We start from the raw sequence: 23,717 nt of genomic DNA on the forward strand, positions 1-23,717 counted from the left end.
CGCGGGCCGTCGACACCGCACTGCTGAAAAGTGCAATACCGGGCCTACAGCATGCGTAGCGGCGATCGCGGGATGCCGCTGCTCAGCAATATCGACGAGCCGGCATAGCGCTCTACTTCGGCATCTCCGCCTTGATCTGGATCTGCGAGTACCAGGCCGAGACGTTCTCCATGTCCTCATCCTTCATGGACTGGGCGATGATGGACATCTGTTCGTGCTTGCGCTCGCCGGATTTGAACGCCTTCAGCTGACGCATGAGGTATTCGACGTTCTCGCCGGCCAAGTGAGGCGCATCGGGGACCTTGGCGATGCCGTCCAGACCGTGGCAGACGGCGCAGGTGCCCTGGGCCACCTTCTTGCCGGCGGCGGGATCGGCGGCGAGCGCGGTATTGGCCGAGACAGCGGCGATAAGCGCCGCGACCGAAACGACGAAGGGCTTCATCGACTAGAACTCCGAAGGAAAGAGGGCCGCGGGTAAACGGAGACCCGCGGCCCGAACCCACTCACTGGCTGTAGGAGATGCGATACACCGCTCCGGCGAAGTCGTCGGAGACCAGGATCGAGCCGTCGCGTAGCTGCGCGATGTCGACCGGCCGGCCGATATATTCGCCGTCCTGGGTCAGCCAGCCGGCGGCGAACTCCTCCTGCTCGCCCGCGGCGGTGCCATCATCATTGAGCGGCGTGAACAGCACGCGCGCGCCGACCGGCACCGTGCGGTTCCACGAGCCGTGCTGGGCGGTGAACACGCCCTTCTTGTATTTGGCCGGGAACTTGTTGCCGGTATAGAACAAGAGGCCGAGGTCGGCGGCATGCGCCGCCGTCTCCACCACCGGCGCCACCGTCTCGGCCGGCGCTTCCATGTCCTTGTAGTCGGGAATCCGCACGCCGCCGTTGAGATACGGGAAGCCGAAATGCTGCCCCGGCCCGGTGATGCGGTTGAGCTCGCCCGGCGGCGTGTCGTCGCCGAGCCCGTCGACCTGGTTGTCGTTGCTCCACAGCTCGCCGGTGGTCGGATGGAAGTCCATGCCGACCGGATTGCGGTGGCCGATCGAGTAGACCTCCTTCTCGCTGCCGTCCTGGTTCATGCGGATGATGCCGCCGATGCCGACCTTCTCATAGAGCTCCACCTTTTCCTTCGGTTGCACGTTGTAGGGCTGGCCGAGCTGCACGTAGAGCTTCTTGTCCGGCCCGATCCGGCATACGCGCGCGGTGTGGTTGAAGCTCTCCTCCTCCTTGGGGATGAGCTCGCCCTGCTTCACCACTTCGCCGACCGCGATGTCCGGGCTCTCATAGAAGAACTCGGCCGCCGGGAAGACGAGGATGCGGTTGCGCTCCGCGATGTAGAGGAAGCCGTCCCTCGAGAAGCACGGCCCGTTCGGAATGTCGAAGGCGAGCGAGGGGGCGAAGCGCTTCACCTCGTCCGCCACCCCGTCTTTGTTGCGGTCGGTCATCGCCCACATTGCGTCCTTGCGCGTGCCGACAAAAGTGACGACGCCCTGCGGCCCGACCGCCATGTGGCGCGCATCCGGCACCACGGCATAGAGATTGATCTTGAACCCGGGCGGCAGCTTGATGCGCTCCAGGTTCTTGCGCAGCTGTGCCGCGTATTCGTCATTCTGCGGAACCGGCTGGAACGCCTCCATCGGCGTGCCGGTCGATTGCATGGCGCTCAGTTTCTGGAGATTCTCGGTCGGCACCGTCTGCGCCTGTTGAGCGTGAGCCAGCCCCGCAAAGGCCACCGCGCCAGCCGCGATGGACGAAAGCAACAAATTCCTCATTTGCTCCTCCCATTGTTCGTTGTCGCGCCCTCGTTACCCTCCCCCATGAAAACGCTATCACGAGAAACCGGCTGTCGCCTATTGATCTGACGACCATGCAGTACGCCAGTACTGCATGGACCAATCAGTGAATTGGCTCCATGGCTGCAGCCCGGCGTGCGGACGGCCACGTCGGGCTGATGCTCGGCGGACGCGCCCGAGCGCCTACGACGTGATACCGGCCTGCTGTAGCGAGCTATCGACGTAGAGGTCCACCTGCTGGCCCTTCACCGTCGCCTGGTAATGGAGGAAATCATGTCCATCGGCCTGGACCGTACCAACCTCGGTCCAAGCTTTGCTCGCGCTGTCCACCGAGGAGGTGTTGGGCGATGGAATAGTGTCGAAACCGCCAGTGAAGTAACCCGTGACATAGAGCGCGTTGCTCTCGTCAGAAAAGTTCAGGACATCCAGCGGCTCGACGAACAGCGTGGTGCCCACACAATGGCTAAGACCGATCGCTTCGATTCCTGTTGTGGCCCCTGCTAACAAATCAAGGTTGGCAATGACGGCGCCGTCCACCTGCAGCTCCAGCCGGTCGAAGCCGGGGCCGCCATCGAGCAAGTTCATCTGCACTGCATCTGGGATATCGAAGGCGAACAACTGGTCGTTACCGTTCCCGCCATAGAACCAATCGGGACCAGAGACCTCGAAGACATCGCCGCCGTAGTTCCTGAACTCATCGAAAATGTCGTTCCCGTCACCGCCGTGGAGCGTATCCTCGCCCTTGCCGCTCTCAAGATAGTCATCGCCGGCCTCGCCATACATGAGGTCATTGCCACTCCATCCGGCGGCCTCGTCATCCCCGTCTCCTCCGTAGAACTTGTCATCTCCCCCATGGAGATTGGCAAAATCATTCCCGTCCTCACCGAAGACATGGTCGCTGCCGCCAAGAGTGGTCACCTCGTCGTTGCCGCTCCCGCCCTCGATCCAGTTGTTACCTTCGTCTCCCCAAATGACATCGTCGCCGCCCTTGCCGTCGATGATGTCGGCGCCAATCCCACCGAAAAGCTCATCATCCTTGTCAGTCCCGATCTGGGTGTAGAACGGCCAATGCAAGGCAGCTGGATTAAACACGAGGTGGCCCTTGTTCAGCAAAGCCAAACGGAAACTGTAAATATCCCGCAGTGCCATTGTCGCCTCCTGGAATGGAGCCCCGGTGGGGCGCTCGCAACAGCTGAAAGACTATATCCTTGGCGACCGAAGGAGGATGACGATCGTCACGACGCATGCGAAGGTCATCGCTTTGTCTCAGCTAATCGCAGGAACAAAACGTGCGCGAGAAGGAAAAAAACCGGCGTGTGCGACACGCCGGGTGTGATGTTTGGAAAGATTGCGCGGCGAATTATTGGCTGCCGAGCAGGCGTTAGACCGTCAGGTCGCTCTGCTGCAGCCAAGTGTCGACGTAGAGATCTACCTGCTGGCCGTTGACCGTCGCCTGGTAGTGGGTGAACTCATTGTTGTAGGCCTGCACCGTGCCGACCGCGGTCCAGCCGCCAACCGTGCTGTCGATCTTGCAGTTGTTCACTGCGAAAAAGCTGTCGTGGCCGCCGGTAATATAGAGCGTGTTGCTGTCGTCGGAAAAGTCCAGTACGTCCGCCGGATTGACGATCAAGGTGGTATCGAGGTCGTGGCTGAGGCCGATCGCCTCGATGCCTTCGGTGAATCCGGCCAGCATGCCCAGATTGGAGATCACGGCTTCGTCTGAAACCAGCTCCAGCCGGTCGAAGCCGGCGCCGCCGTCGATCGCATTCATGGCGAGCGCGTCCTCGACCCCGGCCGCGAACAGCTGGTCGTCCCCGTCGCCGCCATAGAACGAGTCGTGACCTGGGCTGCCGTCGAACTCCTTAGTGTCATCCAGGACATCGTTGCCGGCTCCGCCATAGAGTTTGTCTTCGCCTGTGCCACCCTCGAGATTGTCGTTGCCGTCGCCTCCGTAGAGGGTGTCGTTGCCTTCTGCGCCGCCGAACCCGTCATCGCCGGATTCGCCGTAGATCACGTCATCGCCTGCGTCGCCCCATCCCGCGTCGGAGCCGATTCCCCCATACATCGTGTCATTACCCCAGCCGCCGTTCAGATAGTCATCTCCTTCCTCGCCGAAGAGATGATCATCGCCGCCATCGCCGTTCAGCAGATCATTGCTGCGGCCGCCAAGGATCCAGTCGTTGCCGTTCCCACCCGAGACCGCATCCTCGCCGCCCTTGGCGTTGATAATGTCATGACGGCGCGTGCCGAAGATGATGTCGTCGTTGTGCGTACCGAGAATCGTGAAGGGCACCACCGGCGCACCCGGGCTGATGATGTGTGTCGCGGCCTTGAGGAAACTGGGCGGCCACTCGTAAAGAACCTTGCGGACCATATGAACCTCCTTAATAGAGATTGACGCCTACGCCGCTTGCGTGGCGCGGTGCCAAGTCAGGTGGGAGGGTTTGCGCCGAAGGCACGTGACAGCGATCACGGAGGCCTCAAAGGTCCCGCGCTACCTACACTCCAGTCGCAAGGTTGGGAAACTTGCAGGCAAGGCAATGACCCTGCCGCGCAAGTGGAGCGCCCGATGGGGGCGGCAAATTGAGCGTTTGGGCGGCATATGCGTCCTGTTCTGGAGGCTTCTTATGCGCTCGCGACTTCCAGCTTTGCGACATCCGAGGAATGGAGCTTCAGCCGCGCCGAACCAACGAGGTCCGCGAGCTGCTTCGGGTTGGTGGCGCTGGCGATCGGCGCCGTCACCCTAGTCATCAGCCAGGCGAGGGCGACCTGGGCCGGCGTGGCCTCGGAGCGCGCAGCGATTTGGTCCAGCGTCGCCAGCACCTTGAAGCCGCGCTCGTTCAGATACTGTTCGACATCCTCGCCGCGCGGGCTCTGCTTGAGGTCGGCCTTGCTGCGGTACTTGCCGGTGAGGAACCCGGAGGCGAGGCCGAAATAGGGGATGACGCCGATGTCGTGCCGCGTGCACAGGGGCGCCAGCTCCCGCTCGAAATCGCGCACCATCAGATTGTATTCCGGCTGCAGCGTCTCATAGCGCGGCAGGCCGTGCTTTGCGCTCGCCTCGAGCGATTCGGCGAGGCGTTCCGCGGTGAAGTTGGAGGCGCCGATCGCCCGCACCTTGCCGGCCTTGATCAGGGCGCTATAGGCCTCCAGCGTTTCCTCGGGTCGCGTGTCCGGATCATCGCGATGCGACTGGTAGAGATCGATATACTCGGTGCCGAGCCGGCGTAGCGAATCCTCGACCGCGCGCGTGATGTAGGCCTTGGAGAGGCCCGTCTTGCCCGGCCCCATCTCCGATCCGACCTTGGTCGCGATGATCACGTCATCGCGCTTGCCGCGCCGCCTCAGCCAATCTCCGATGATGATTTCGGATTCCCCGCCGTGATGGCCGGGCGCCCACTTCGAATAGACGTCGGCCGTGTCGACGAAGTTGAAGCCGGCATCGATGAAGGCGTCGAGCAGCTTGAAACTCATCGCCTCATCCGCCGTCCAGCCGAACACATTGCCGCCGAGACACAGCGGCGCGACGTAGAGATCGGATTTTCCCAGCCGACGCTTTTCCATTTGTTTTTCCTATCGCGTGATGAATCCGTCGTATCCCGTCACCTGGCGTTGAGCCCGTGTCCATTCCACAGTCGCACGTGCGACTGAACCATGGATCCCAGCTCAAGGCCGGGCTGACAGCGGAATGGTAGCACCTGCGTGACTCGGGCAGTAGCATCAACCCGCGTTCCTCTTCCACACGTCGCGCAGCGCATCCATCTCCGATACACGCGCGGCGATGGCGGCGAGTGCCGGACATTCCCGTTTGAACCAGTCCGGCCCCGGCCGCCACATGTTCATCACCGCGACATAGAGATCGAGCGCGGAGAAGCGATCGCCCAGCACCCACGGCTTGCACGGACTCTGTGCCGCGAAGTAGCGCCACAGCGCCTTGCGATGCTCGTCCGTCGCCTGGCGCAGATGTCTGCCGGATGCCTCGTCGTGCGCCCAACGCGACGGGTCGTCGCCGTAAGTGAAGGTCGGATAGATCGCCGCGACAATGAAAATGAGCCAGCGCAAGAACATCGGCCGCGTCGGATCCTGAGCCCGCGGCGTCAGCTGAGCATCCGGTGCTTCGTCCGCCAAGTGCAGGATGATGGCCGCGCTCTCCGTCATGGCGCGCCCATCGGGCAGCAACAGGGTCGGCACCTGCCCCAGCGGGTTGAGTGAGAGCAGCCGGTCACGCTGCGGCCCCGGCTCGAGATAGGGGATCATCTCCACGTCGTATGGCAGTCTCGACACGGCGAGTGCCGCCTCCACGATCATCGACCCCGCGGCTTTAGAGGCGATCAGATGATAGTTGTTCATATCCAATACCCCTTCGTCTGTTTCGTCATGACCGTGCCTGGCACGACCATGACGGAGAAGAGAGAACAACCTCGTCGTACCTTCATCACCGCCGATTGAAATGCCGTTTCAGGATGACCGAGGTCTCTATCGCCTCGACGTCGTCGAGAGCGGCGATCGCGCTGCGTACTTCCTGCAAGCGGGTCATGCTGTCAGCCACCACCTCGACGAGGCCGTCGGTCTCGCCGGCCACCGAATCGAACACCACGACTTCCGGGATCTTGCGCAGATAAGGCGCAAGGTCGTCACACACCGCCTGTCTGGTCTTGATGATGAAATAGGCGGCGACCCTCCCCTCCGCCGGGTCGTTGCGCCGGATCGTGTAGCCGGCCAGCACGCCGTCGCGCTCCAGCCGCGCCAGCCGCTCCTGCGCCGCGGAGCGCGACAAGCCGATGCGACGCGCCAGCTCTTTCACGCTCTGCCGCGCATTCTCGGCAAGAAGCGTCAGGATCTGCTGATCGGTCTGGTCCAGTTTACGGGCCATTGTCCCCAAGGAAAGCGTTGCGAAGCGCGTCACAATGCCGGTCGGTTCACGACAGAATGACGATACAGGCCGTTTGACTTCACTGCTAGACCTCGCTCATGAACTTCATGAGACCAAGCGACTTTATCACCACCAAAGCCTGGGATGCCTTGCCGATCGCCGAGATCGAAGGCGCGACCGTTCGTCTGCATTGGACCGACCGCCCTTATATCTGGCACGTCAATGATGGCGCTGAGGTGTTCGTCGTGCTCGAGGGTGCGGTCACCATGCATTACCGCCGCGGCGGCCAGGAATATCGGCGCGCGATGCGAGCCGGCGACATCTGTCATGCCGAGCCTGGCGACGAGCACGTCGCGCACCCTGACGGTCCCGCGCACATCCTGGTGATCGAGAAGAAGGGCAGCGTCTAGTTAGCGCGTCAGGAACAAGCGGTTCAGCTTGTTGAAAGTCGCGTAGACTCTGTCGAACGCAGGCTTGAATGCACCCCAGCTCTTCAGGTCACCGACCGCACCGGCGACGGCCTGATGGATCGCCGCGATCGTGCGTTTGCCGTCGATCGCTCCCAGAATGTCGGCGGCATGCAGGGGAACCTGAAAGCGCACCTCGAGCCCGTCGATCGTGACTTTTAGGCTGCTGCGGCCGCGCAGCGAGGCGCCGAGTTCGCTGCTGTCGGCGCGCAGGACCGGCACCATGGTGGGATCATCCGGCTGCGCGACCGCTGCCCGCGCGCGGTCCCGTCTCACCAGATAGGCGATGTGGCGCTTGAGGTTGCCGGCGAGTTGCTCCGCGAACCCGGCACGGGCAATCGAATCCAGCCGCTCCAACCGGTGCAGCAAGCCGGCATCGCCGAGATAGCTGGCAGGATCGTACCGCCAGGGCTCGATGAAAGCCGTGATCTCCAGCCCGGCACCGCGCACCAGTTCCGCCAACTCCGCGACGGTATAGGCTCGGTCCTGGGCATGCAGCAGCAGATCGTGCAAACCCGCATCGCCGCCGGCCAGATGATCGCCGATCGCCGGATTGCGCCGCAGCCAGTTGGTGACCGGCAATTGCTTCAGCAGGTCACGCGCGGTCGCGAGCTGCGCCGTCGACGTCAAGGCTGGCGCGGGCGCGTAGGCAGCGAGCGTCTTCAGCATCGCCTGCACAGGATAGACGCCGGTACGTCCGAGCGTGCCATAGACCATCACGCCCATCCCGCCATCCGGCGCCAGCGCGTCGGTGAGCGCGGCCAGGCCGGCCGGCGGATCGGTCAAATGATGCAGCACGCCGCAGCAGTCGATGTAGTCAAACTGGCCCAGATCGAGCGTGGGCAGATCGAGCAGCGAGCCCGTCACGAAGGTGATGGTGTTGAGACTGCGCACCCGCGCACGCCCTTCTGCGATGGCGCGCGAGGCCTTGGACAGATCAAGATAGACGATCTCCGCCGGGCAGCCTTTGTCGCGCAAGTGCTGCGCCAGCATGATGAGGCCGTCGCCGGTGCCGCCGCCCGCCACCAGAGCCCGGAACGGTTTCGAGAAGTCGCGTGCGCCGGCGAACAGATAGTGATTGAGCTCCAGCAGATGGCTGGGCGAGCCTTCGATCAGCCGTTGCGCCTCGTCGCGCGGGTCGCGCGCGGGATAGGGTAGGAGCTCATATTGCTGTCGGACCGGATCGGACATGGGGTGGAGCGCGCCGGATCGCGCCCTAGCGCTCAGCCGTTCCCGTGCGGAACAACTTCGTCGGCTGGGCCTGCACGTTGACGACGAGCACGAGATTGTCGCCGGACACCAGCAGCGACTTCTTGCCTTCGCGCGGCAAGGGTACATTCACCTTGCGGCAGTAATTGATCATGGCCGCACCGATGATCTCGGCGGAAATCGGCACGGTTTTGATCTCGCCGCTGGCATCGTCGCGGATCTTGATCTCGACTTGCGTATCGGGTGCTGCGACGATCTCGCAGCCTTCGACCACGCCCGAGGGCAGCGGCTTCTTGGTGGCGGCGTAGTAGAGCTTCACCGCCATCACCAGCGCATCCTTGCTGAAGGAGATATGGCGCAGCTCGCCCAAAGCCGGCAGGCGTGAGCTCAGGTCACTCGATTTCGACGGCGATTTTGTCATTCGTCCCCTCTACGCCGTGCCTGCCGTCCGGCATCTGCACGGATGAAGCGACTCGGTACCCCCTCGATCCCGAGTCCAGGGCCAGGGTGCCGCGACATTCATTTGGGAGCAAGGGGGTAGTAGACAGACTTTTCTAGAACTTTTCCACCCAGGTACGCAGGTCCGCCTCCAGAGTCCAGGCGCTGCGCGGCTGCCGATAAATCGACCAATAAGCTTCGGCAATGTCGGCCGGTTTCAGCTTGGTGTCGCCCTCGGCGGTGCCGATCTGGCCGTCGATCAGCATATGTGCGACGTGGATGCCCTTGGGCCCGAGTTCGCGCGCCATGCTCTGCGCCAGAGCGCGCAGGCCGAACTTGGCGATCGCGAAGGGCGCGAAATTGGCGCTGCCCCGCAGCGAGGCGGTCGCACCGGTGAAAAGAATCGTGCCGCGTTCCGCCGGCACCATCACCTTGGCCGCCGCCTGCCCGACGATGAATCCGCCCAGGCACCCAACGCGCCACGCGGCCTCGAGCTGGCCTGGCGTCAGATCCAGGATGCTGCCACGCGCATAGCCGCTGGCATTGAAGATCATCAGGTCCGGCACGCCGCCATCGCTGATCGCGTCGCCGAAGGCATGATCCACGCTGGCAGGATCACTCACATCGCACCGCAAGGCCGGCACGTCCTGCAGCCCGCGCTCATCGAGCAGCGTGCGCAGCCGGTCGCGATCGCGCGCGCCGGCGCTGACCTTCATCCCCTCGGTCAGGCACTTCTGGACCAAGGCCGCACCGAGCCCGGGCCCGACGCCGATCACAATGGCATGTGGATTGGATGACATGATCGATCTCCGATCGTTCCATGCAGCGATTGGAGTATATCGGCCCACGCGCGACCGCGCAGCGCCGCGCGATCATGGCTGCCATTCGATACGCGCGCGTCAGAGCGGCTTCGGAGGAACCATTTCGATCGTGCGCTTAGTGCGCCCGTCGTCCAGCTCGGCGCGCAATTTCCAGTTTTGCCACGTCGAGCGATAGAGTACCGGGTTGCTGATCTTCACCTTGGCGGTGCTGTCGACCACCGTGTTGGTGGCGCCGGACTGGCCGGAGAAGATCGGGAAGCCGATGCCGACGCCCGTTCCGATGCGTCCGGAAGAGCCGCCGAACACGCCGACGCCGACATTGGGTCTCGGCCCGCCACCGGAGCGATAGGTCTGCCGGTCGCGCTCGATATCGTAGGCTTCCGTCTTGGCGCCGGTCGGATCGATCAAGACGACCTGGGTTACCGGCAATGGATCGCGCACCTTGAGCTCGATCACCGTCGGATCATCCTTCAGGAAATGCGCGTCGGTATAGGAGGTGCCGGTGCCGCCATAGCCGCTGCCGCCGCCGTTGCTGGAGCAGGCCGCCAGCAGGAGCATCGCGAAGATGGGCAGGATGGTTCGTCGCATGGCTCTATTGTGCGCCTTCCAATACTGCAAACAAGGCCACCGTTGCTCACGCTCCCGTGAGACGGGTGATCCAGGTCACACACTTAAACTGTCACCCGCCAAACGCAGCGCGAGCCCCTGGATCCATTCATCCGCTGCAGGTGCGATTGAGTCTGCAACCGACGTCAGTTCGCGGGCTTACCGAGATTGTCGATCTGGCGCTGCAGTTGCTGGCGTTCGGGGGCACCTTCGGGCATCAGCGCCAAGACCTTTTCCCACAGCGCTTTCGCCTCCTCCGAGCGGCCCTCTGCCCGCGCCACCACGCCCGCGTAGAACATGCCCAGCGGGTTCTCGGGATCCAGGGTGCGGATACGTTTCACCGCCTCGGGGAACTCCGCCGGCAGGATCTGGGCAAGATCGCTGCGACCCTGGATCAGCGATCCCGCGTAATCAATCTGCACGTCGATGCGCGAGGGCGCGCGCTTCGCCGCTTCCGCCCAGGCCGCGCGCGCTTCCTCGCGCTTCTCCAGCACGCCATAAGCATTGGCGAGCTTGATCCAGCCTTCGAGATCGTCCGGATTTTCTTTCATCTTGGCCGCAAGGCGCTCGACCATGCTTTCGATGAAGGCCTGGCGCTCCTCCGGCGACATCCGCGCCGCTGCAGCCATGTCCTCGGCACTCGGCCCTGCCGGGGCGGCGCCCGCAGCGCGGCCGGGCAGCGTGGCGGGATCCTTGCCCAGTTGCCGCGCTGCCTTGTCGATGTTGTCCGTCACCAGGCCACGCAGCGGCGCATTGGGCGGCAGTTGCCCCTCGAGCGCCAGCCAGTCGGTCAGCGCGCCTTCGACATCCTGGTTCTGCGCCTTGGCGAGCGCGAGGAAGAAGCGCGCGGTCGGGTCGGTGGGATCGGCTGCAAGCGCGCGCTGCAAGGCGCGCTGCGCGTCGGGACCGACGCGTCCGCCCGCCGCCACGATCGCCGCATGCGCGTACTGGCGCAGCAGGTCCGGCTCCTTGCGGCCCAGCGCCATCGCCTTGGCGAAAGCATCTGCGGCATCCTTGGCGCGCTCGACATCGGCGTAAGCGCCGCCGAGCTCGATCCAGCTTTGCCCATCCGAAGGCGATTGCTCGACCTTCGCTTCCAGCGCCTGGATCTCCGGTGACGTGCGCTGTCGCTCTTCCGCCAGCCGCTCCATCGCCGATTGCGACGGCAAGTGCGGCGAACCTAGGAAGAGGTAAATTCCGAAGCCCGCCAGCGGCAAAATAACTGCCATGGCAAGCGTCAGCGCATGGCTGGGCGGCCGCGCGGGCTGGAACCTCTTCCCTTCATCCAGCGCCAGGATGCGCCGCTCGATCTCGATCTGTGCCGCGCGCGCTTGCTCCGCGGTCAGGAGGCCGCGCTGCTCGTCGCGAGTCAGCTCCGCCAGCTGATCGCGATAGACCTCGAGCGCGAAGGCGTCCTCGCTCTTGAACTTGCGCGTGTCGAAGAGGGGCGCCGCCAGCACGACAGCGGCGGCAAGGGTCAGCACACCAGCGATGATCCAGAACAGAATCATGCGCCGCCCTCCCGGTCGTTCAGCAGGCGCGCGACCCGGCTCTGCTCTTCGGGATCGAGTTCGCGCACGCGCGCCGGTTCCTGCGCACGGCGGCGGAAGAAGATCGCGACGCCGATCGCCGCGAACACCAGGATCGCGAAAGGCCCGATCCACAGCGCGTAGGTCGAGGTCTTGAAGGGCGGATCGAACAGCACAAAGTCGCCATAGCGCGCGACCAGGTAGTCGCGGATTTCCTGATCGCTCCTGCCCGCCCCGATCTGTTCGCGGATGATGGCGCGCACTTCTTTGGCGATGTCGGCATCGGAATCGGCGACCGACTGGCTCTGGCAGACCACGCAGCGGATCTCGCGCGACAGGTCGCGTGCACGCTGCTCCAGCTTCGGATCGGCGAGCTGCACTTCCTGCGCCAGCGCCGGCGCGAGGCCCAGCCACAGCACGGCCAGGACGGCAAGGACGCGCCTCATCGCTTCGCCTCCGCGATCGCGGGCGCAAGCTGGTTGCGCAGGCCATCGGGACTCAACGGCCCGGCAAAGCGATAGCGCACGATACCGTTGCCATCCACCAGGAAGGTCTCAGGGATTCCGGTGATGCCGAAATCGATGCCGGTACGGCCGTTCTCATCCGTGCCGGTCGCGACGTAGGGATCGCCGAGCTCGGCGAGGAAGGCGCGCGAGTCGTCCGGCTTGTCCTTCCAGGCGATGCCGATGATCGGCACGCCGAACTCCGCGCTGATCTGCTTCAGCAGCGGATGCTCCGCGCGGCACGGCAGGCACCACGAAGCGAAGAAGTTGATGGCCACCAGCTGGCCTTGGAAGGACTCGAGCGTCAGGCGCGGCGCCCCTTCATGCAGGCCCGGCAGATCGATCATCGGCGCCGGCTTGCCCACCAGGGCCGAGGGCAGGACGCTCTTGTCCCGCTTCGGATCGAGGCCGATCCAGAACACCGCCACCAGAATGGCGACGATCAGAATCGGCAACAGGAAGACCAGTCTGCGCATGATCGATGACTTACGCTCTCACGGCTTGTGCGGCACCGGCGCGAACGGGTGCACCCACGCGATAGCGCCGGTCGCTGAGACTCGTCAGGCCACCCGCCACCATCACCAGTGCGCCGAACCAGATCCATGTCACCAGCGGCTCGTGATAGACGCGCACCAGCCAGCCGCCCTTGCCGTCGGGCTCGCCGATCACCGCATAGAGATCGGCAAGCGGCCCTGAGCGGATCGCGGCCTCGGTTGTCGGCATCGGCTGCACCATATATTGCCGCCGCTCCGGATAGAGATCGGCGACGAATCTGCCGTCGCGGCTGACGATGAAATGCGCCTGGTCGGCAAGGTAGTTCTCGCCCCGCACACCCTCCACGCTTTCGAGCTTGAAGTCGTAGCCCTGCAACGTGAGCGACTGGCCCGGATGCAGCAGCCTTATCTCCTCGCTCTTCCAGGCGCCGGCGCCGGTCATGCCGATGACCGCGATGGCGAGGCCGAGATGCGCCAGCGTCATGCCATAGGTGGCGCGTGGCGTGTGGCGGATGCGCGTCCAGACGCGCCCCGGCTTGCCGTCGAACAGGCGAATGCGCTCCATGAACTCGATGAGCGTTCCGACCAGCAGCCACACGCCGACGAACAGGCCGAGGGGGGCCAGGATCGGCCCATCCGCCTTGATCCAGATCGCGATGATCGCGGCGCCGAGCGCGCAAATGCCGGCGGCAATCAAACGCTGCAACGCGCCTTTCACGTCGCCGCGCTTCCAGCCCAGGAACGGCCCGATCGCCATCAGGATCAGCAGCGGCAAGGCGAGCACGCCGAAGGTCGCCATATAGAACGGCCCGCCGACCGAGATTGTCTTTCCCGTGGTGAGCTCCAGCAGCAGCGGATAGAGCGTGCCCAGCAGCACCGTCGCCGTCATGGTGGCCAGCAGCAGGTTGTTCATCACCAAGGCACCTTCGCGGCTCAGTGGTGCGAACAGGCCGCCGCCGCGCAGGGTCGGCGCCCGCATGGCGTAGAGCGACAACGGCGCGCCGATCGCAATGGCGAGCAAAGCGAGGATGAAGACGCCGCGGGTCGGATCGTCGGCGAAGGCATGCACCGAGGTGATGATGCCGGAGCGTACCAGGAAGGTGCCGAGCAGCGAAAAGCCGAAGGTCAGGATCGACAGCAGGATTGTCCAGCTCTTGAGCGCGTCGCGCTTCTCGACGACCAGGGCGGTATGCAGCAAAGCTGTGCCGATCAGCCACGGCATGAACGACGCGTTCTCCACCGGGTCCCAGAACCACCAGCCGCCCCAGCCGAGCTCGTTGTAGGCCCACCAGGAGCCGAGCACGATTCCGCCGGTGAGCGACGTCCAGGACAGCAGGCACCATGGCCTGACCCAGCGCGCCCAGGCCGCATCGACCTTGCCGTCAATCAGGGCCGCGACCGCAAAGGAGAACACGATCGAGAACCCGACATAGCCGAGATAGAGCATCGGCGGATGCATGGCGAGGCCGGGATCCTGCAGCAGCGGATTGAGCTCTTCCCCCTGGAACGGCGCGGGATCGAGCCGCGCGAATGGGTTCGAGGTCAGCAGCATGAAGAGCAGGAACCCGACCGAGATCATGGCCTGAATGCTGAGCGTGCGCGCCTTCAGCCGCGGCGGCAGGTTGTCGCCGAACGAGGCCACAAGCGCACCGAACACGGTGAGAATGAGCACCCAGAGCAGCAGCGAGCCCTCGTGATTGCCCCAGGTGCCGCTGAGCTTGTAGATCAGTGGCTGCTCGCTGTGCGAATGCTGGGTCACGATAGCGACCGAGAAGTCGGAGATCGCGAACGAATACATCAATGCGAGGAAGGCGAACGCGACGAACCCGAACTGCGCCCGCGCTGCCGGCCGCGCCAGTTGCATCCACGGCCGAACGCCCCGCGCCGCCCCCACCATCGGCAACGTCGCCTGCGCCAGCGCCATCACCAGCGCCAGCACCAGAGCGTAATGGCCGAGCTCGGGGATCATGCGCTGTACTCCATCGACTCCCGGCCTGCCAATTTTCCGTCATGGTCGGACTTGGTCCGACCATCCGCGAGTTTCGTTCGGCAGCGCAAAGCGGTCGCAGGCAAACTCGTGGATGGTCGTGCCAAGCACGACAATGACGACTGAGAACGTATCCTGATCGCGTGCATCACTGCGTCACCGCCGGCTGCGCTGTGCCCTTGCCTTCGGTCTCCTGCCAGCGGCCCGACTCTTTCAGCGCCTTGGCGACTTCGGGCGGCATGTAGGTTTCGTCGTGTTTGGCGAGCACCTCGCTCGCCACGAACTGGCCGGCGCCGTCGAACGCACCCTGCACCACGACGCCCTGGCCCTCGCGGAACAGATCCGGCAGCAGGCCGCGATAGCTCACGCGCACGTTGTTGCTGAGATCGGTCACGGAAAACGCGACCGTCTCGCCGCTTTTTTTCACGCTCCCGGCTTCCACGAGGCCGCCCAGGCGGATCTGTTGGCCGGCATTCGGCTGCTTCTCGGCGATCTGGGTCGGACTGAGGAAGAACACCAGCTCCTCGTTCAATGCGCGCAAGATCAACGTCGCCGCGATGCCGAGCACGACCAAGGTCGCGAGCACGAGATAGAGGCGGAGGCGCTTGCGGCTCATGCGTCGTCACTCATGGCGGGATCCGATTCCGTCACGCGCTCCAGCGCACGTTCGGCCGCACGCAGGCGGCGCCAGCTCAACAGCGCGAACGCGATCAGCATCAGCGCCGCCACGCCGTAGGCCGGCCACACGAACGCGGCGTCTCCACCCATATCAAAGAATCCGGCGCTCACTGTGTTCATCGTCCCAGCCCGGCTAGCGCGCAAATGCGGCGGCGCGGTGGCGGGCTTCCAGCAGCATCGCTTTCATGCGCGTCATCACTACGGCGAAGAAATAGAGCGTGAAGGCGACGATCATGGTGAAGAGCGGCCACAGCATTGACGGATCGATGCTGGGTCCGTCCATGCGCAGGATGCTTTCCGACTGGTGCAGCGTGTTCCACCAATCGACCGAGTATTTGATGATCGGCAGGTTGATCAATCCGACGACGGCGATAATCGCCGCAGAGCGCCGTCCGCGCTGCCGCTCGTCGAAGGCGTGCGTCAGGGCAATGTGGCCGACATAGAGAAAGAACAGGACCAGGAACGAGGTCAGCCGTGCATCCCACACCCAGTAGGTGCCCCAGGTCGGCTTGCCCCACAGCGAGCCCGTCACCAGCGCAACGAAGGTGAAGCCGGCTCCCACCGGCGCGATCGCTTCGGAGGCGACGTCCGCCAGCGGATGTCGCCAGATCAGCGCGCTCGCCCCCGCCGCACCCAGCAGCCCATAGCCCATCATCGCCATCCAGGCGGAGGGCACGTGGATATACATGATGCGTACGGTATCGCCCTGCTGGTAGTCCGGCGGCGACCCGACCAGCGCGAGATAGAGCCCCACCGCGAACAGGATCACCGCCCCGCCCGTGAGCCACGGCAGCAGCGCGCCAGCCAGGCGCAGGAAGCGCCCCGGGTTGGCAAAACGATGGATATTAAAGCCTGTCGCCATGGGGGTTTATATACAGCCCGCCCCCCGCCGAAACCAGCCGCCCGCCCCTGGTCTTTCGGCCTAGCGGCAATCGGCCTCAAGCGCCCCCTAATTTTCCGTCACCCCGGCCAAGCCGCAGCGCGAACCGGCATCCATTTATCCGCGGCAAGGGCCGTGCGGCGGAAGAATGGATCCCGGGTCGGTCAACGTGCGTATCGGTGCCTGCGCGCAAAAAAAAAGGGCGCCGCCTTGCGGCGACGCCCTGCTCTACCCCCAAGGAAATGCTTGGAGCCGGTGCCCTGGCTCCCACTTTGTGCCCTGCCGTTTTTCCCCCAGCAGGAGGTACGCGCCGGGCCGGTCCCCCCGGAACCGGCCCGGGGCGCGCCGTTATGGTCCCTGGTTGTAGGTTCCGTGCGGCGCGACCAAGATCTCGACGCGACGGTCTTCCGGATTGGCCTCGGAATCGGCGGCCCCTTCGGGCTCACCCACCGCCACGACAGAAACAGAGCCCGCTAACGGTCCCCCCAGACCGCGCAGGGCCTGGGCCACCGCCTGCGCCCGGCGTTGTGCCAGCGCGCGATTGGCCTCAAGCGAACCTTGGGTATCGGCGTAACCGGTGATGACCACCGTTGCGATCGGATATTGGCTGAGGAAGCCCGACACCTCGTCCAGAACTGGCTGGTCGTCATCGCCCAACGCGGCGGAACCGGTGTCGAAATAGACTGCCCTCGTGAGCGCCCCGACCGTCTGGGGCACGTGCAGCGATTCAAGGTATGCGATGCGGGCGCGCAAGGGATCGAGGATGCGGTTCAGCGCATCTTCGGCCCGGCGACGGTGCTCCGCCGACTCCTCCGCCAGCCGCACGCCCTCTTCGCGCGCGCTCAAGCTGGCATGGAGGTACGGTGGAACCTGGCTGACCTCGTCGTGGATCTCTTCCGCGCGGCGCGCTTTGTCGCCGGCCTCGTTCAGATTGTAGAGAAATTCGCCGAAATCGCCTTCGCGCGTCTGCTCGACATTGGCGGCGATGTTGTCGAGATCGGGCTGGCGGTCGGGGACGGCGCAGGCTGCGAGCGCGAGCAGAGACGCGCCGAGCGAGGCCAGCTTCACGCCGCGGGTCATGCTGTACTCTTCCCCCTACGCACGATCATCTTTCTTGAATGCTCGTCCAGCACGGCTGGTGCAGAGCGGCCATAACATAGGTTCAAGTCGAGGACAGAATCCATAGGAAATCATTGGATTTTTCGAATGGCTGTGTCGAACAATCCATACTTGTTGCGCATTCGCCACAGATTATGGCCGCGCTCTATAGCGATTGGACTAACGGTCCTATCGCAGCGCCTGCCGCAGCGCCGCCGCTGTTGCCCAGGGTGTGATGGCGAGCAGCCCGAGATCCACTCCGCTCAGCAGCAAAAGCGCGCCGGTCGGATCATCCTCCAGCAGAAGCGAGCGGCTGATGAGTCCAGCAGCGAAGATCAGCACCGGCACATAGAGGGGGAGAATGAGCAAGGTGAGGAGAATGCCGCCGCGCCGGCTGCCCAGCGTGAGCGCGGCACCCAGTCCGCCGAGCAGGCTCAAGGCGGGCGTCGCCAGCGCCAGGGCCAGCAGCATCGGCCCATAGCTTTCGCTCGGCGCATTCAGCATCAGCGCCAGCAGCGGCGCGGCAATCAGCAGCGGCAAACCCGTCGAGAGCCAATGCGCCAGCGCCTTGGCCAGCGCCGTCAATTCCAGAGGCAGTGGCCCCAGCACCATCAGGTCCAGGCTGCCGTCCTCGAAATCACCCTGATAGAGCCGGTCCAGCGACAGCAGCGCCGCCAGCGCCGCCATGCTGAGCACTACGCCGGTCGAGACCCGCATCAGCGCATTGGGCTCCGGCCCGATGGCGAACGGAAAGAGGATACCCGCCGCCAGGAAGAACAGCACCACCACCCAGGCATCGATGCCCTGGCGGTAGGAGAGCACGAGATCGCGCTTGAGCAGGGCGAGGAACGCGCTCATGGCTCGCGCCCCAGCTGCAGAACGGGCGCTTCGATCGCCAGCGGCTCGTGGGTTGCGATAATGGCGAGCCCGCCCGCCGCCAGATGGCGATTGAGCAGCACGATGAAGGCCGCCCGCGCTTCGCTGTCGAGCGCCGTCACCGGTTCATCAAGCAACCATAGCGGCGGGTCGTTCAAAGCGACCCGGCTCAGGGCGAGGCGCCGCTTCTGCCCTGCGGACAGCATGCGCGCCGGCCGATCCGCCAGTTGGGTGAGGCCAAAGGCCCGCAGCGCCGCATCCGCATCGCCGCCGTTGAAGCTGGCCCAGAATTGCAGGTTCTCCCGCGCGGTCAGGCCGGCCTTCAGTGCATCCTGGTGCCCGAGATAGGTGAGTCGCGCGCGATGCGCTTCAGGTTCTTGCGCCACATCGGCGCCGTCCCACTTGATCGCGCCGTCGGCCGCCGGCAGCAAACCCGCCAGCACTCGCAGGAGCGTGGACTTGCCGCTGCCGTTCGGCCCCTTCAATAGCAGCGCCTCGCCGCCCGCGACCCGCGCATTGATCCCGCTGGCGATCCGCCGCTCGCCACGCTCCAGCGCAATGTTGTCGAGGGAAAGTTCAGTCATGAGGCAGCTGAAGATAAGACCCGCAGTGAGTCGCAGTCCACTGGTGGACGGCATCTCGACGTACTCCTTGCTGTCATCCCGGGCGGGCCGCGCAGCGGCACGACCCGGGACCCATGCGATCCAGCAGTGCTGCAGAACGTCCGCATGGGTCCCGGCGCTCGCTGCGCTCGACCGGGATGACAGTATGGAATGATGTCGGCAAAAAAATTGGGCGGCGCCGCGGGTCCTGGGGATGGAGTGGGCCCGCGGCGCTCTGCCCGTCTTTTGAAGACGTCGATCGGGGGTAGCGCGACGCCTTCCAGTTCGACCTCGCATCCGCGGGGGCGGATGCTCTTGTGTGGGGCACCTGAACAGGGGCGGGTCGAACACCCCTGCGACAAACAGAGGGGATGATCTCTGTTGCCTAAGAGTCTTTCGGTGCCTAATGGCCTCAATAAGGTCAGATAATGGCAAAATTGTGTTGATCGCCCGCGGTCAAATGAAGCCGGAATCTCAACAGCGCGCCGCAAGCGGCTGGCATCCTTGCGCTCTCCGGAAAAGTTGGGCTGGCCTCAGCTTTGCGGCGGCTCGAACGCGTCACACGAACATGCTATGGTCCGGCCATCTGGCGAGTTTTCCAGCGGGCCCTCCGCCTGCTCGCTCCGCCACAAGGTCCGGTCCACTCTGTCGATTGTTTGCTTGGTCTGCTGGTTAGTTCCTGGGAGAATCCGTCGTGACATCGCTCGATAGCTTCAAGTCCCGCAAAACCCTCACGGTTGGCGGGAAAGCCTACGATTACTTCAGCCTCAAGGCGGCGGAAAAGGCCGGATTGGGCGATCTCTCCCGCCTTCCCATCTCGCTCAAGGTGCTGCTGGAGAACCTGCTGCGCTACGAGGACGGCAGGTCGGTCACCAAGCAGGACATCCAGGCGATCCCGGGATGGCTCAAGAAGAAGAGTTCCGACCGCGAGATCGCCTACCGCCCGGCGCGCGTGCTGATGCAGGATTTCACCGGCGTGCCGGCCGTGGTCGATCTCGCCGCCATGCGCGAAGCGATGATCAGCCTCGGCGGCGATCCGGAGAAGATCAATCCGCTCTCCCCCGTCGACCTCGTGATCGACCATTCGGTGATGGTGGACTATTTCGCCGGCCCCGGCGCGTTCAAGAAGAACGTCGAGCGCGAATATGAGCGCAATGGCGAGCGCTACGCCTTCCTGCGCTGGGGCCAGACCGCATTCGCGAATTTCCGCGTGGTGCCGCCCGGCACCGGCATCTGCCACCAAGTCAATCTCGAGCATCTGGCGCAGGTGGTGTGGACGGCGAAGGAACCGACGCAGATCATCAAAGGCAAGAAGAAGGTAGGCAAGACGATCGCCTATCCCGACACGCTCGTCGGCACGGATTCGCACACGACCATGGTCAACGGCCTCGCCGTCCTCGGCTGGGGCGTCGGCGGCATCGAGGCGGAGGCGGCCATGCTGGGCCAGCCAATCTCCATGCTCATCCCCGAAGTGGTCGGCTTCAAGCTGAGCGGTCGGCTCAAGGAAGGGACGACCGCCACCGACCTCGTCCTCACCGTCACGCAGATGCTGCGCAAGAAGGGCGTGGTGGGCAAGTTCGTGGAGTTCTACGGTCCCGGCCTCGATGACCTGGCTCTCGCCGATCGCGCCACCATCGCCAACATGGCGCCGGAATATGGCGCGACCTGCGGCTTCTTCCCGGTCGATGCCGAAACCTTGCGCTACATGAAGGCAACGGGCCGGCCGCCGGCGCGCATCGCCCTCGTCGAGAAATACGCCAAGGCGCAGGGCATGTGGCGCGATGCCAAGTCTCCCGACCCGGTCTTCACCGACATGCTGGAGCTGGATATCTCGACCGTCGAATCGTCGCTCGCCGGCCCCAAGCGCCCGCAGGATCGCGTGCCGCTGAGCCAGGCCGCCGACAGCTTCAAGAAGGCGCTCACCGACGCCTTCGGCCGCCACAGCGATCACGAATCGCGCGTCAGCGTCAAAGGCAGCAACTACGACCTCGGCGACGGCGACGTGGTGATCGCCGCGATCACTTCCTGCACTAACACCTCGAACCCCAGCGTGATGCTGGGCGCGGGCCTGATCGCGCGCAATGCGGTGAAGCTCGGCCTCAAGACCAAGCCTTGGGTGAAGACCTCGCTCGCGCCCGGTTCACAGGTCGTGACCGACTATCTGAAGAAGGCCGGCTTGCAGACTTATCTCGACAAGCTCGGCTTCAACCTTGTGGGCTACGGCTGCACCACGTGCATCGGCAATTCTGGCCCGCTGCCCGATCCGATCGCGGACGCCGTCACCACCGGCGATCTGGTCGCCGCCGCGGTCCTTTCCGGCAATCGCAATTTCGAAGGCCGCGTCAACCCGCATGTGAAGGCGAACTATCTCGCTTCGCCGATGCTGGTCGTGATCTATGCGCTGGCCGGATCCATGAAGATCGACATCACCAAGGATCCGATCGGCTACGGCAAGAAGGGCAAGCCGATCTACCTCAAGGACATCTGGCCGACCAACCAGGAGATCGCGGAGTTCGTGCGCAAGAACGTGACGCCGGTCGCCTTCAAGAAGCGCTACAAGGACGTCTTCACCGGCGATCAGCTCTGGCGCAAGGTGAAGATCGCCAAGGGCCAGACCTATCAGTGGGACAAGGCCTCCACCTACGTGCAGAACCCGCCCTATTTCGTCGGCATGAACAGCGAGGCCGGCAATAGCGTCAGCGACGTCATGAAGGCGCGGTCGCTCGCGATCCTCGGCGATAGCATCACCACCGATCACATCTCGCCCGCGGGCTCGATCAAGAAGGAGGGGCCGGCCGGCCAGTTCCTGATCGGCAAGGGCGTCGGCCCGGTCGATTTCAACTCCTACGGAGCGCGGCGCGGCAATCACGAGGTGATGATGCGTGGCACCTTCGCCAACATCCGCCTCAAGAACGAGATGGCCCCCGGCACCGAGGGCGGTGTCACGCGGTACATGCCGGACGGCGAGCAGATGTCGATCTACGACGCCTCGATGAAGTACCAGAAGGACGGCGTGCCGCTCGTGGTCATCGCCGGCAAGGAGTACGGTACCGGCTCCTCGCGCGACTGGGCGGCCAAGGGCACCATGCTGCTCGGCATCAAGGCGGTGATCGCGGAAAGCTTCGAGCGCATCCACCGCTCCAACCTGGTCGGCATGGGCGTGCTGCCACTGCAGTTCAAGGGCGACACGACGCGGCAGAGTCTGCAACTCGACGGCACGGAGGTGTTCGACATCACCGGCCTCTCCAAGGGCCTGAAGCCGCGCATGGACGTGACGCTTCGCATCAGCCGGAACGGCGGCACGCAGGACGTCCCGCTCACCTGCCGCATCGATACGCTGGACGAGATCGAGTATTTCAAGAACGGCGGCATCCTGCCGTTCGTGCTCCGCAACCTCGCGAAGGCAGCGGCTTAGCGACCACGCACGTTCAACGCTTCTCACCTGTCATCCCGGCCAAGCGAAGCGCGAGCCGGGGTGACAGGTGTGTGTGCGTACCATTGCTATCGCGCGCTTGTTGTGCGCGCCGCTTTCTTCTTCCCCGGCAGCACGCCCGCGACCGTTGTCTTCGCCGGATAGGCGCAGATCTCGCTCACCACGCAGCGCGGGCATTCGGGTTTGCGGGCCTTGCACACGTAGCGGCCGTGCAGGATCAGCCAGTGATGGGCGTTGCGCTTGTATTTGTCGGGCGTGCGCTTTTCGAGCGCCAGCTCGATCGCGTGCGGGTCCTTGCCGGGTGCGAGGCCGGTGCGGTTGCTGACGCGGAAGATGTGCGTGTCGACCGCGATCGTCGGATGGCCGAACGCGACGTTGAGCACGACATTCGCCGTCTTCCTGCCCACACCCGGCAGCGTCTGCAAGGTCTCGCGATCCTGCGGCACCTCGCCCTTGAACTCTTCAACCAGGATCCGCGACAGCGCCATCACGTTCTTGGCCTTGTTGTTATAGAGCCCGATGATCTTGATGTAGTCCTTGAGCTTTCCTTCGCCGAGCTTCAGCATCTTTTCCGGCGTGTCCGCCACCTTGAACAGAAGCTCCGTGGCCTTGTTGACGGAAGAATCGGTCGCCTGGGCGGAGAGCACCACCGCGACCAGCAAGGTGTAGGGATTGATATAGTCGAGCTCCCCGCGCGGATTCGGATTAGCCTTCGCCAGCGTGGCATAGAAGGCCTCGATCTGGTCCGGTTTCAGTTTCGCCAATGCCCCCACCCGCGACGACGTTGATGCAACCGCCTGGCACTCTATACTGCAAGCCATGACGGACGAAACGGACAAGAAGCGGCAGGTCACCGCATTGGAGGGGGAAGCGGGCGACGATCTCCAGCCGCCCCGGTCCGAACGCCTGCTGTTCGAGGCGTTGCTTTACCCGCACCGGTCGCTCTCCGAGCGGGGGTTCCTGATCCTCACTATCGGCACCGTCGTCATCGTCTCGCTGTGGGGCGGGTTGTTCCTGGTGCTCGGCGCCTGGCCGATCTTCGGCTTCCTGGGCGCGGAGTGGCTGTTGTTCTGGTGGCTGCTGCGCACCCATTTCCGCGGCGACCGCCGCGCCGAGCGCATCCGGCTCTATGCCGACCGCCTGCTGTTGCAGCAGCTCGATGGCAAGGGTCGCCTCGCCGAATCCACGTTCGAGCCTTATTGGCTGCAGATCATCCTGCAGGAGCGCGGCTTCGAGAATCCCGCCTTGCTGCTCCGCTCCCACGGCCGCGCAGTGGAGATCGGCGCCTTTCTGGGTGCCGCAGAGCGGCGGCAATTCGCACAAGAGCTTCAAACCGTCCTGTCACGCTGGCGCGCAACCTGAAGCATTTTGAGCCGAAGCGGTAACCGGTTCGGCGTCGAAAAATGCGACCATCCCTTTAGAGC

Annotated in this window: 25 protein-coding genes; 3 read left to right on the plus strand and 22 right to left on the minus strand. The window is 64.3% G+C overall.

Annotated features, from left to right (window positions below):
• Positions 1-112 precede the first annotated feature (112 nt).
• The 7 genes from DTX69_RS22485 to DTX69_RS22515 form a co-directional block, all read right to left on the minus strand.
• A complete protein-coding gene (locus DTX69_RS22485) occupies positions 113-442 on the minus strand; it encodes a c-type cytochrome (protein ID WP_119303831.1) in 330 nt (109 codons plus the stop codon).
• A gap of 61 nt (positions 443-503) precedes the next feature.
• Positions 504-1,778 (minus strand): PQQ-dependent sugar dehydrogenase, encoded by a 1,275-nt coding sequence (locus tag DTX69_RS22490; protein WP_119303832.1) that lies wholly within the window; start codon positions 1,776-1,778, stop codon positions 504-506.
• A gap of 204 nt (positions 1,779-1,982) precedes the next feature.
• Positions 1,983-2,948, minus strand: coding sequence for a calcium-binding protein (locus tag DTX69_RS22495; RefSeq protein ID WP_119303833.1), 966 nt, complete (start codon positions 2,946-2,948; stop codon positions 1,983-1,985).
• A gap of 232 nt (positions 2,949-3,180) precedes the next feature.
• Positions 3,181-4,173, minus strand: a complete 993-nt coding sequence (locus DTX69_RS22500; protein ID WP_119303834.1) for a calcium-binding protein — start codon at positions 4,171-4,173, stop codon at positions 3,181-3,183.
• A 251-nt stretch (positions 4,174-4,424) separates the two neighbouring features.
• Entirely contained in the window at positions 4,425-5,363 is a 939-nt protein-coding gene (locus DTX69_RS22505) for an aldo/keto reductase (protein WP_119303835.1), read from the minus strand.
• Positions 5,364-5,519: 156 nt separating this feature from the next.
• The gene (locus DTX69_RS22510; protein WP_119303836.1) at positions 5,520-6,149 is read right to left on the minus strand and encodes a glutathione S-transferase family protein; all 630 of its coding nucleotides are present in this window, start codon (positions 6,147-6,149) and stop codon (positions 5,520-5,522) included.
• Positions 6,150-6,234: 85 nt separating this feature from the next.
• The gene (locus tag DTX69_RS22515) at positions 6,235-6,672 is read right to left on the minus strand and encodes an Lrp/AsnC family transcriptional regulator (protein WP_119303837.1); all 438 of its coding nucleotides are present in this window, start codon (positions 6,670-6,672) and stop codon (positions 6,235-6,237) included.
• A 98-nt stretch (positions 6,673-6,770) separates the two neighbouring features.
• Between DTX69_RS22515 and DTX69_RS22520 the strand changes: the two genes are divergently transcribed.
• Positions 6,771-7,082: a cupin domain-containing protein gene (locus DTX69_RS22520; protein ID WP_119303838.1), complete on the plus strand. Its 312-nt coding sequence runs from the start codon at positions 6,771-6,773 to the stop codon at positions 7,080-7,082.
• Here DTX69_RS22520 and DTX69_RS22525 read toward each other — a convergent pair whose 3' ends face one another.
• The 14 genes from DTX69_RS22525 to ccmA form a co-directional block, all read right to left on the minus strand.
• Positions 7,083-8,330 (minus strand): class I SAM-dependent methyltransferase, encoded by a 1,248-nt coding sequence (locus tag DTX69_RS22525; RefSeq protein ID WP_119303839.1) that lies wholly within the window; start codon positions 8,328-8,330, stop codon positions 7,083-7,085.
• A 25-nt stretch (positions 8,331-8,355) separates the two neighbouring features.
• Positions 8,356-8,769, minus strand: a complete 414-nt coding sequence (locus tag DTX69_RS22530) for a hypothetical protein (RefSeq protein WP_162917466.1) — start codon at positions 8,767-8,769, stop codon at positions 8,356-8,358.
• 133 nt (positions 8,770-8,902) lie between these two features.
• The gene (locus DTX69_RS22535; RefSeq protein ID WP_119303841.1) at positions 8,903-9,586 is read right to left on the minus strand and encodes an SDR family NAD(P)-dependent oxidoreductase; all 684 of its coding nucleotides are present in this window, start codon (positions 9,584-9,586) and stop codon (positions 8,903-8,905) included.
• Between the two features lie 99 nt (positions 9,587-9,685).
• Complete coding sequence (locus tag DTX69_RS22540; protein ID WP_119303842.1) at positions 9,686-10,195, minus strand: membrane lipoprotein lipid attachment site-containing protein; 510 nt, start codon at positions 10,193-10,195, stop codon at positions 9,686-9,688.
• A 164-nt stretch (positions 10,196-10,359) separates the two neighbouring features.
• Positions 10,360-11,724 carry a c-type cytochrome biogenesis protein CcmI gene (gene ccmI, locus DTX69_RS22545; RefSeq protein WP_119303843.1) on the minus strand — a complete coding sequence of 455 codons (1,365 nt, stop codon included), beginning with the start codon at positions 11,722-11,724 and terminating at the stop codon, positions 10,360-10,362.
• Complete coding sequence (locus tag DTX69_RS22550) at positions 11,721-12,188, minus strand: cytochrome c-type biogenesis protein (protein WP_119303844.1); 468 nt, start codon at positions 12,186-12,188, stop codon at positions 11,721-11,723. Before DTX69_RS22550 ends, ccmI begins: the two co-directional genes overlap by 4 nt.
• Positions 12,185-12,721 (minus strand): DsbE family thiol:disulfide interchange protein, encoded by a 537-nt coding sequence (locus DTX69_RS22555; protein WP_119303845.1) that lies wholly within the window; start codon positions 12,719-12,721, stop codon positions 12,185-12,187. Before DTX69_RS22555 ends, DTX69_RS22550 begins: the two co-directional genes overlap by 4 nt.
• Positions 12,722-12,731: 10 nt before the next feature.
• Complete coding sequence (locus tag DTX69_RS22560) at positions 12,732-14,708, minus strand: heme lyase CcmF/NrfE family subunit (RefSeq protein ID WP_119303846.1); 1,977 nt, start codon at positions 14,706-14,708, stop codon at positions 12,732-12,734.
• Between the two features lie 166 nt (positions 14,709-14,874).
• Positions 14,875-15,342 (minus strand): cytochrome c maturation protein CcmE, encoded by a 468-nt coding sequence (gene ccmE, locus DTX69_RS22565; RefSeq protein ID WP_119303847.1) that lies wholly within the window; start codon positions 15,340-15,342, stop codon positions 14,875-14,877.
• A complete protein-coding gene (ccmD, locus tag DTX69_RS22570; protein WP_119303848.1) occupies positions 15,339-15,524 on the minus strand; it encodes a heme exporter protein CcmD in 186 nt (61 codons plus the stop codon). The genes ccmE and ccmD overlap by 4 nt, the downstream gene beginning before the upstream one ends.
• A gap of 13 nt (positions 15,525-15,537) precedes the next feature.
• Positions 15,538-16,248, minus strand: a complete 711-nt coding sequence (locus tag DTX69_RS22575; protein WP_119303867.1) for a heme ABC transporter permease — start codon at positions 16,246-16,248, stop codon at positions 15,538-15,540.
• Positions 16,249-16,632: 384 nt separating this feature from the next.
• Positions 16,633-17,364, minus strand: coding sequence for an OmpA family protein (locus DTX69_RS22580; protein ID WP_119303849.1), 732 nt, complete (start codon positions 17,362-17,364; stop codon positions 16,633-16,635).
• A 207-nt stretch (positions 17,365-17,571) separates the two neighbouring features.
• A complete protein-coding gene (ccmB, locus tag DTX69_RS22585; RefSeq protein ID WP_119303850.1) occupies positions 17,572-18,240 on the minus strand; it encodes a heme exporter protein CcmB in 669 nt (222 codons plus the stop codon).
• A complete protein-coding gene (gene ccmA / locus DTX69_RS22590; protein WP_119303851.1) occupies positions 18,237-18,842 on the minus strand; it encodes a heme ABC exporter ATP-binding protein CcmA in 606 nt (201 codons plus the stop codon). Before ccmA ends, ccmB begins: the two co-directional genes overlap by 4 nt.
• A gap of 712 nt (positions 18,843-19,554) precedes the next feature.
• Here ccmA and acnA point away from each other — a divergent pair.
• Complete coding sequence (gene acnA / locus DTX69_RS22595; protein WP_119303852.1) at positions 19,555-22,275, plus strand: aconitate hydratase AcnA; 2,721 nt, start codon at positions 19,555-19,557, stop codon at positions 22,273-22,275.
• Between the two features lie 86 nt (positions 22,276-22,361).
• On the opposite strand, the gene nth is transcribed toward acnA, so the two are convergent.
• Positions 22,362-23,048 carry an endonuclease III gene (gene nth / locus DTX69_RS22600; protein ID WP_119303868.1) on the minus strand — a complete coding sequence of 229 codons (687 nt, stop codon included), beginning with the start codon at positions 23,046-23,048 and terminating at the stop codon, positions 22,362-22,364.
• 64 nt (positions 23,049-23,112) lie between these two features.
• Here nth and DTX69_RS22605 point away from each other — a divergent pair, with 64 nt between their 5' ends.
• Positions 23,113-23,655 carry a DUF2244 domain-containing protein gene (locus DTX69_RS22605; RefSeq protein WP_119303853.1) on the plus strand — a complete coding sequence of 181 codons (543 nt, stop codon included), beginning with the start codon at positions 23,113-23,115 and terminating at the stop codon, positions 23,653-23,655.
• Positions 23,656-23,717 lie beyond the last annotated feature (62 nt).

Source organism: Dongia deserti, from assembly GCF_003574735.1.
GTDB lineage: Bacteria > Pseudomonadota > Alphaproteobacteria > Dongiales > Dongiaceae > Dongia_A > Dongia_A deserti.

Coding starts and splice junctions, on each gene's coding strand:
- DTX69_RS22485 (WP_119303831.1), bottom strand. CDS start 442: ATGAAGCCCTTCGTCGTTTCGGTCGCGGCGCTTATCGCCGCTGTCTCG.
- DTX69_RS22490 (WP_119303832.1), bottom strand. CDS start 1,778: ATGAGGAATTTGTTGCTTTCGTCCATCGCGGCTGGCGCGGTGGCCTTT.
- DTX69_RS22495 (WP_119303833.1), bottom strand. CDS start 2,948: ATGGCACTGCGGGATATTTACAGTTTCCGTTTGGCTTTGCTGAACAAG.
- DTX69_RS22500 (WP_119303834.1), bottom strand. CDS start 4,173: ATGGTCCGCAAGGTTCTTTACGAGTGGCCGCCCAGTTTCCTCAAGGCC.
- DTX69_RS22505 (WP_119303835.1), bottom strand. CDS start 5,363: ATGGAAAAGCGTCGGCTGGGAAAATCCGATCTCTACGTCGCGCCGCTG.
- DTX69_RS22510 (WP_119303836.1), bottom strand. CDS start 6,149: ATGAACAACTATCATCTGATCGCCTCTAAAGCCGCGGGGTCGATGATC.
- DTX69_RS22515 (WP_119303837.1), bottom strand. CDS start 6,672: ATGGCCCGTAAACTGGACCAGACCGATCAGCAGATCCTGACGCTTCTT.
- DTX69_RS22520 (WP_119303838.1), top strand. CDS start 6,771: ATGAACTTCATGAGACCAAGCGACTTTATCACCACCAAAGCCTGGGAT.
- DTX69_RS22525 (WP_119303839.1), bottom strand. CDS start 8,330: ATGTCCGATCCGGTCCGACAGCAATATGAGCTCCTACCCTATCCCGCG.
- DTX69_RS22530 (WP_162917466.1), bottom strand. CDS start 8,769: ATGACAAAATCGCCGTCGAAATCGAGTGACCTGAGCTCACGCCTGCCG.
- DTX69_RS22535 (WP_119303841.1), bottom strand. CDS start 9,586: ATGTCATCCAATCCACATGCCATTGTGATCGGCGTCGGGCCCGGGCTC.
- DTX69_RS22540 (WP_119303842.1), bottom strand. CDS start 10,195: ATGCGACGAACCATCCTGCCCATCTTCGCGATGCTCCTGCTGGCGGCC.
- ccmI (WP_119303843.1), bottom strand. CDS start 11,724: ATGATTCTGTTCTGGATCATCGCTGGTGTGCTGACCCTTGCCGCCGCT.
- DTX69_RS22550 (WP_119303844.1), bottom strand. CDS start 12,188: ATGAGGCGCGTCCTTGCCGTCCTGGCCGTGCTGTGGCTGGGCCTCGCG.
- DTX69_RS22555 (WP_119303845.1), bottom strand. CDS start 12,721: ATGCGCAGACTGGTCTTCCTGTTGCCGATTCTGATCGTCGCCATTCTG.
- DTX69_RS22560 (WP_119303846.1), bottom strand. CDS start 14,708: ATGATCCCCGAGCTCGGCCATTACGCTCTGGTGCTGGCGCTGGTGATG.
- ccmE (WP_119303847.1), bottom strand. CDS start 15,342: ATGAGCCGCAAGCGCCTCCGCCTCTATCTCGTGCTCGCGACCTTGGTC.
- ccmD (WP_119303848.1), bottom strand. CDS start 15,524: ATGAACACAGTGAGCGCCGGATTCTTTGATATGGGTGGAGACGCCGCG.
- DTX69_RS22580 (WP_119303849.1), bottom strand. CDS start 17,364: ATGACCCGCGGCGTGAAGCTGGCCTCGCTCGGCGCGTCTCTGCTCGCG.
- ccmB (WP_119303850.1), bottom strand. CDS start 18,240: ATGAGCGCGTTCCTCGCCCTGCTCAAGCGCGATCTCGTGCTCTCCTAC.
- ccmA (WP_119303851.1), bottom strand. CDS start 18,842: ATGACTGAACTTTCCCTCGACAACATTGCGCTGGAGCGTGGCGAGCGG.
- DTX69_RS22605 (WP_119303853.1), top strand. CDS start 23,113: ATGACGGACGAAACGGACAAGAAGCGGCAGGTCACCGCATTGGAGGGG.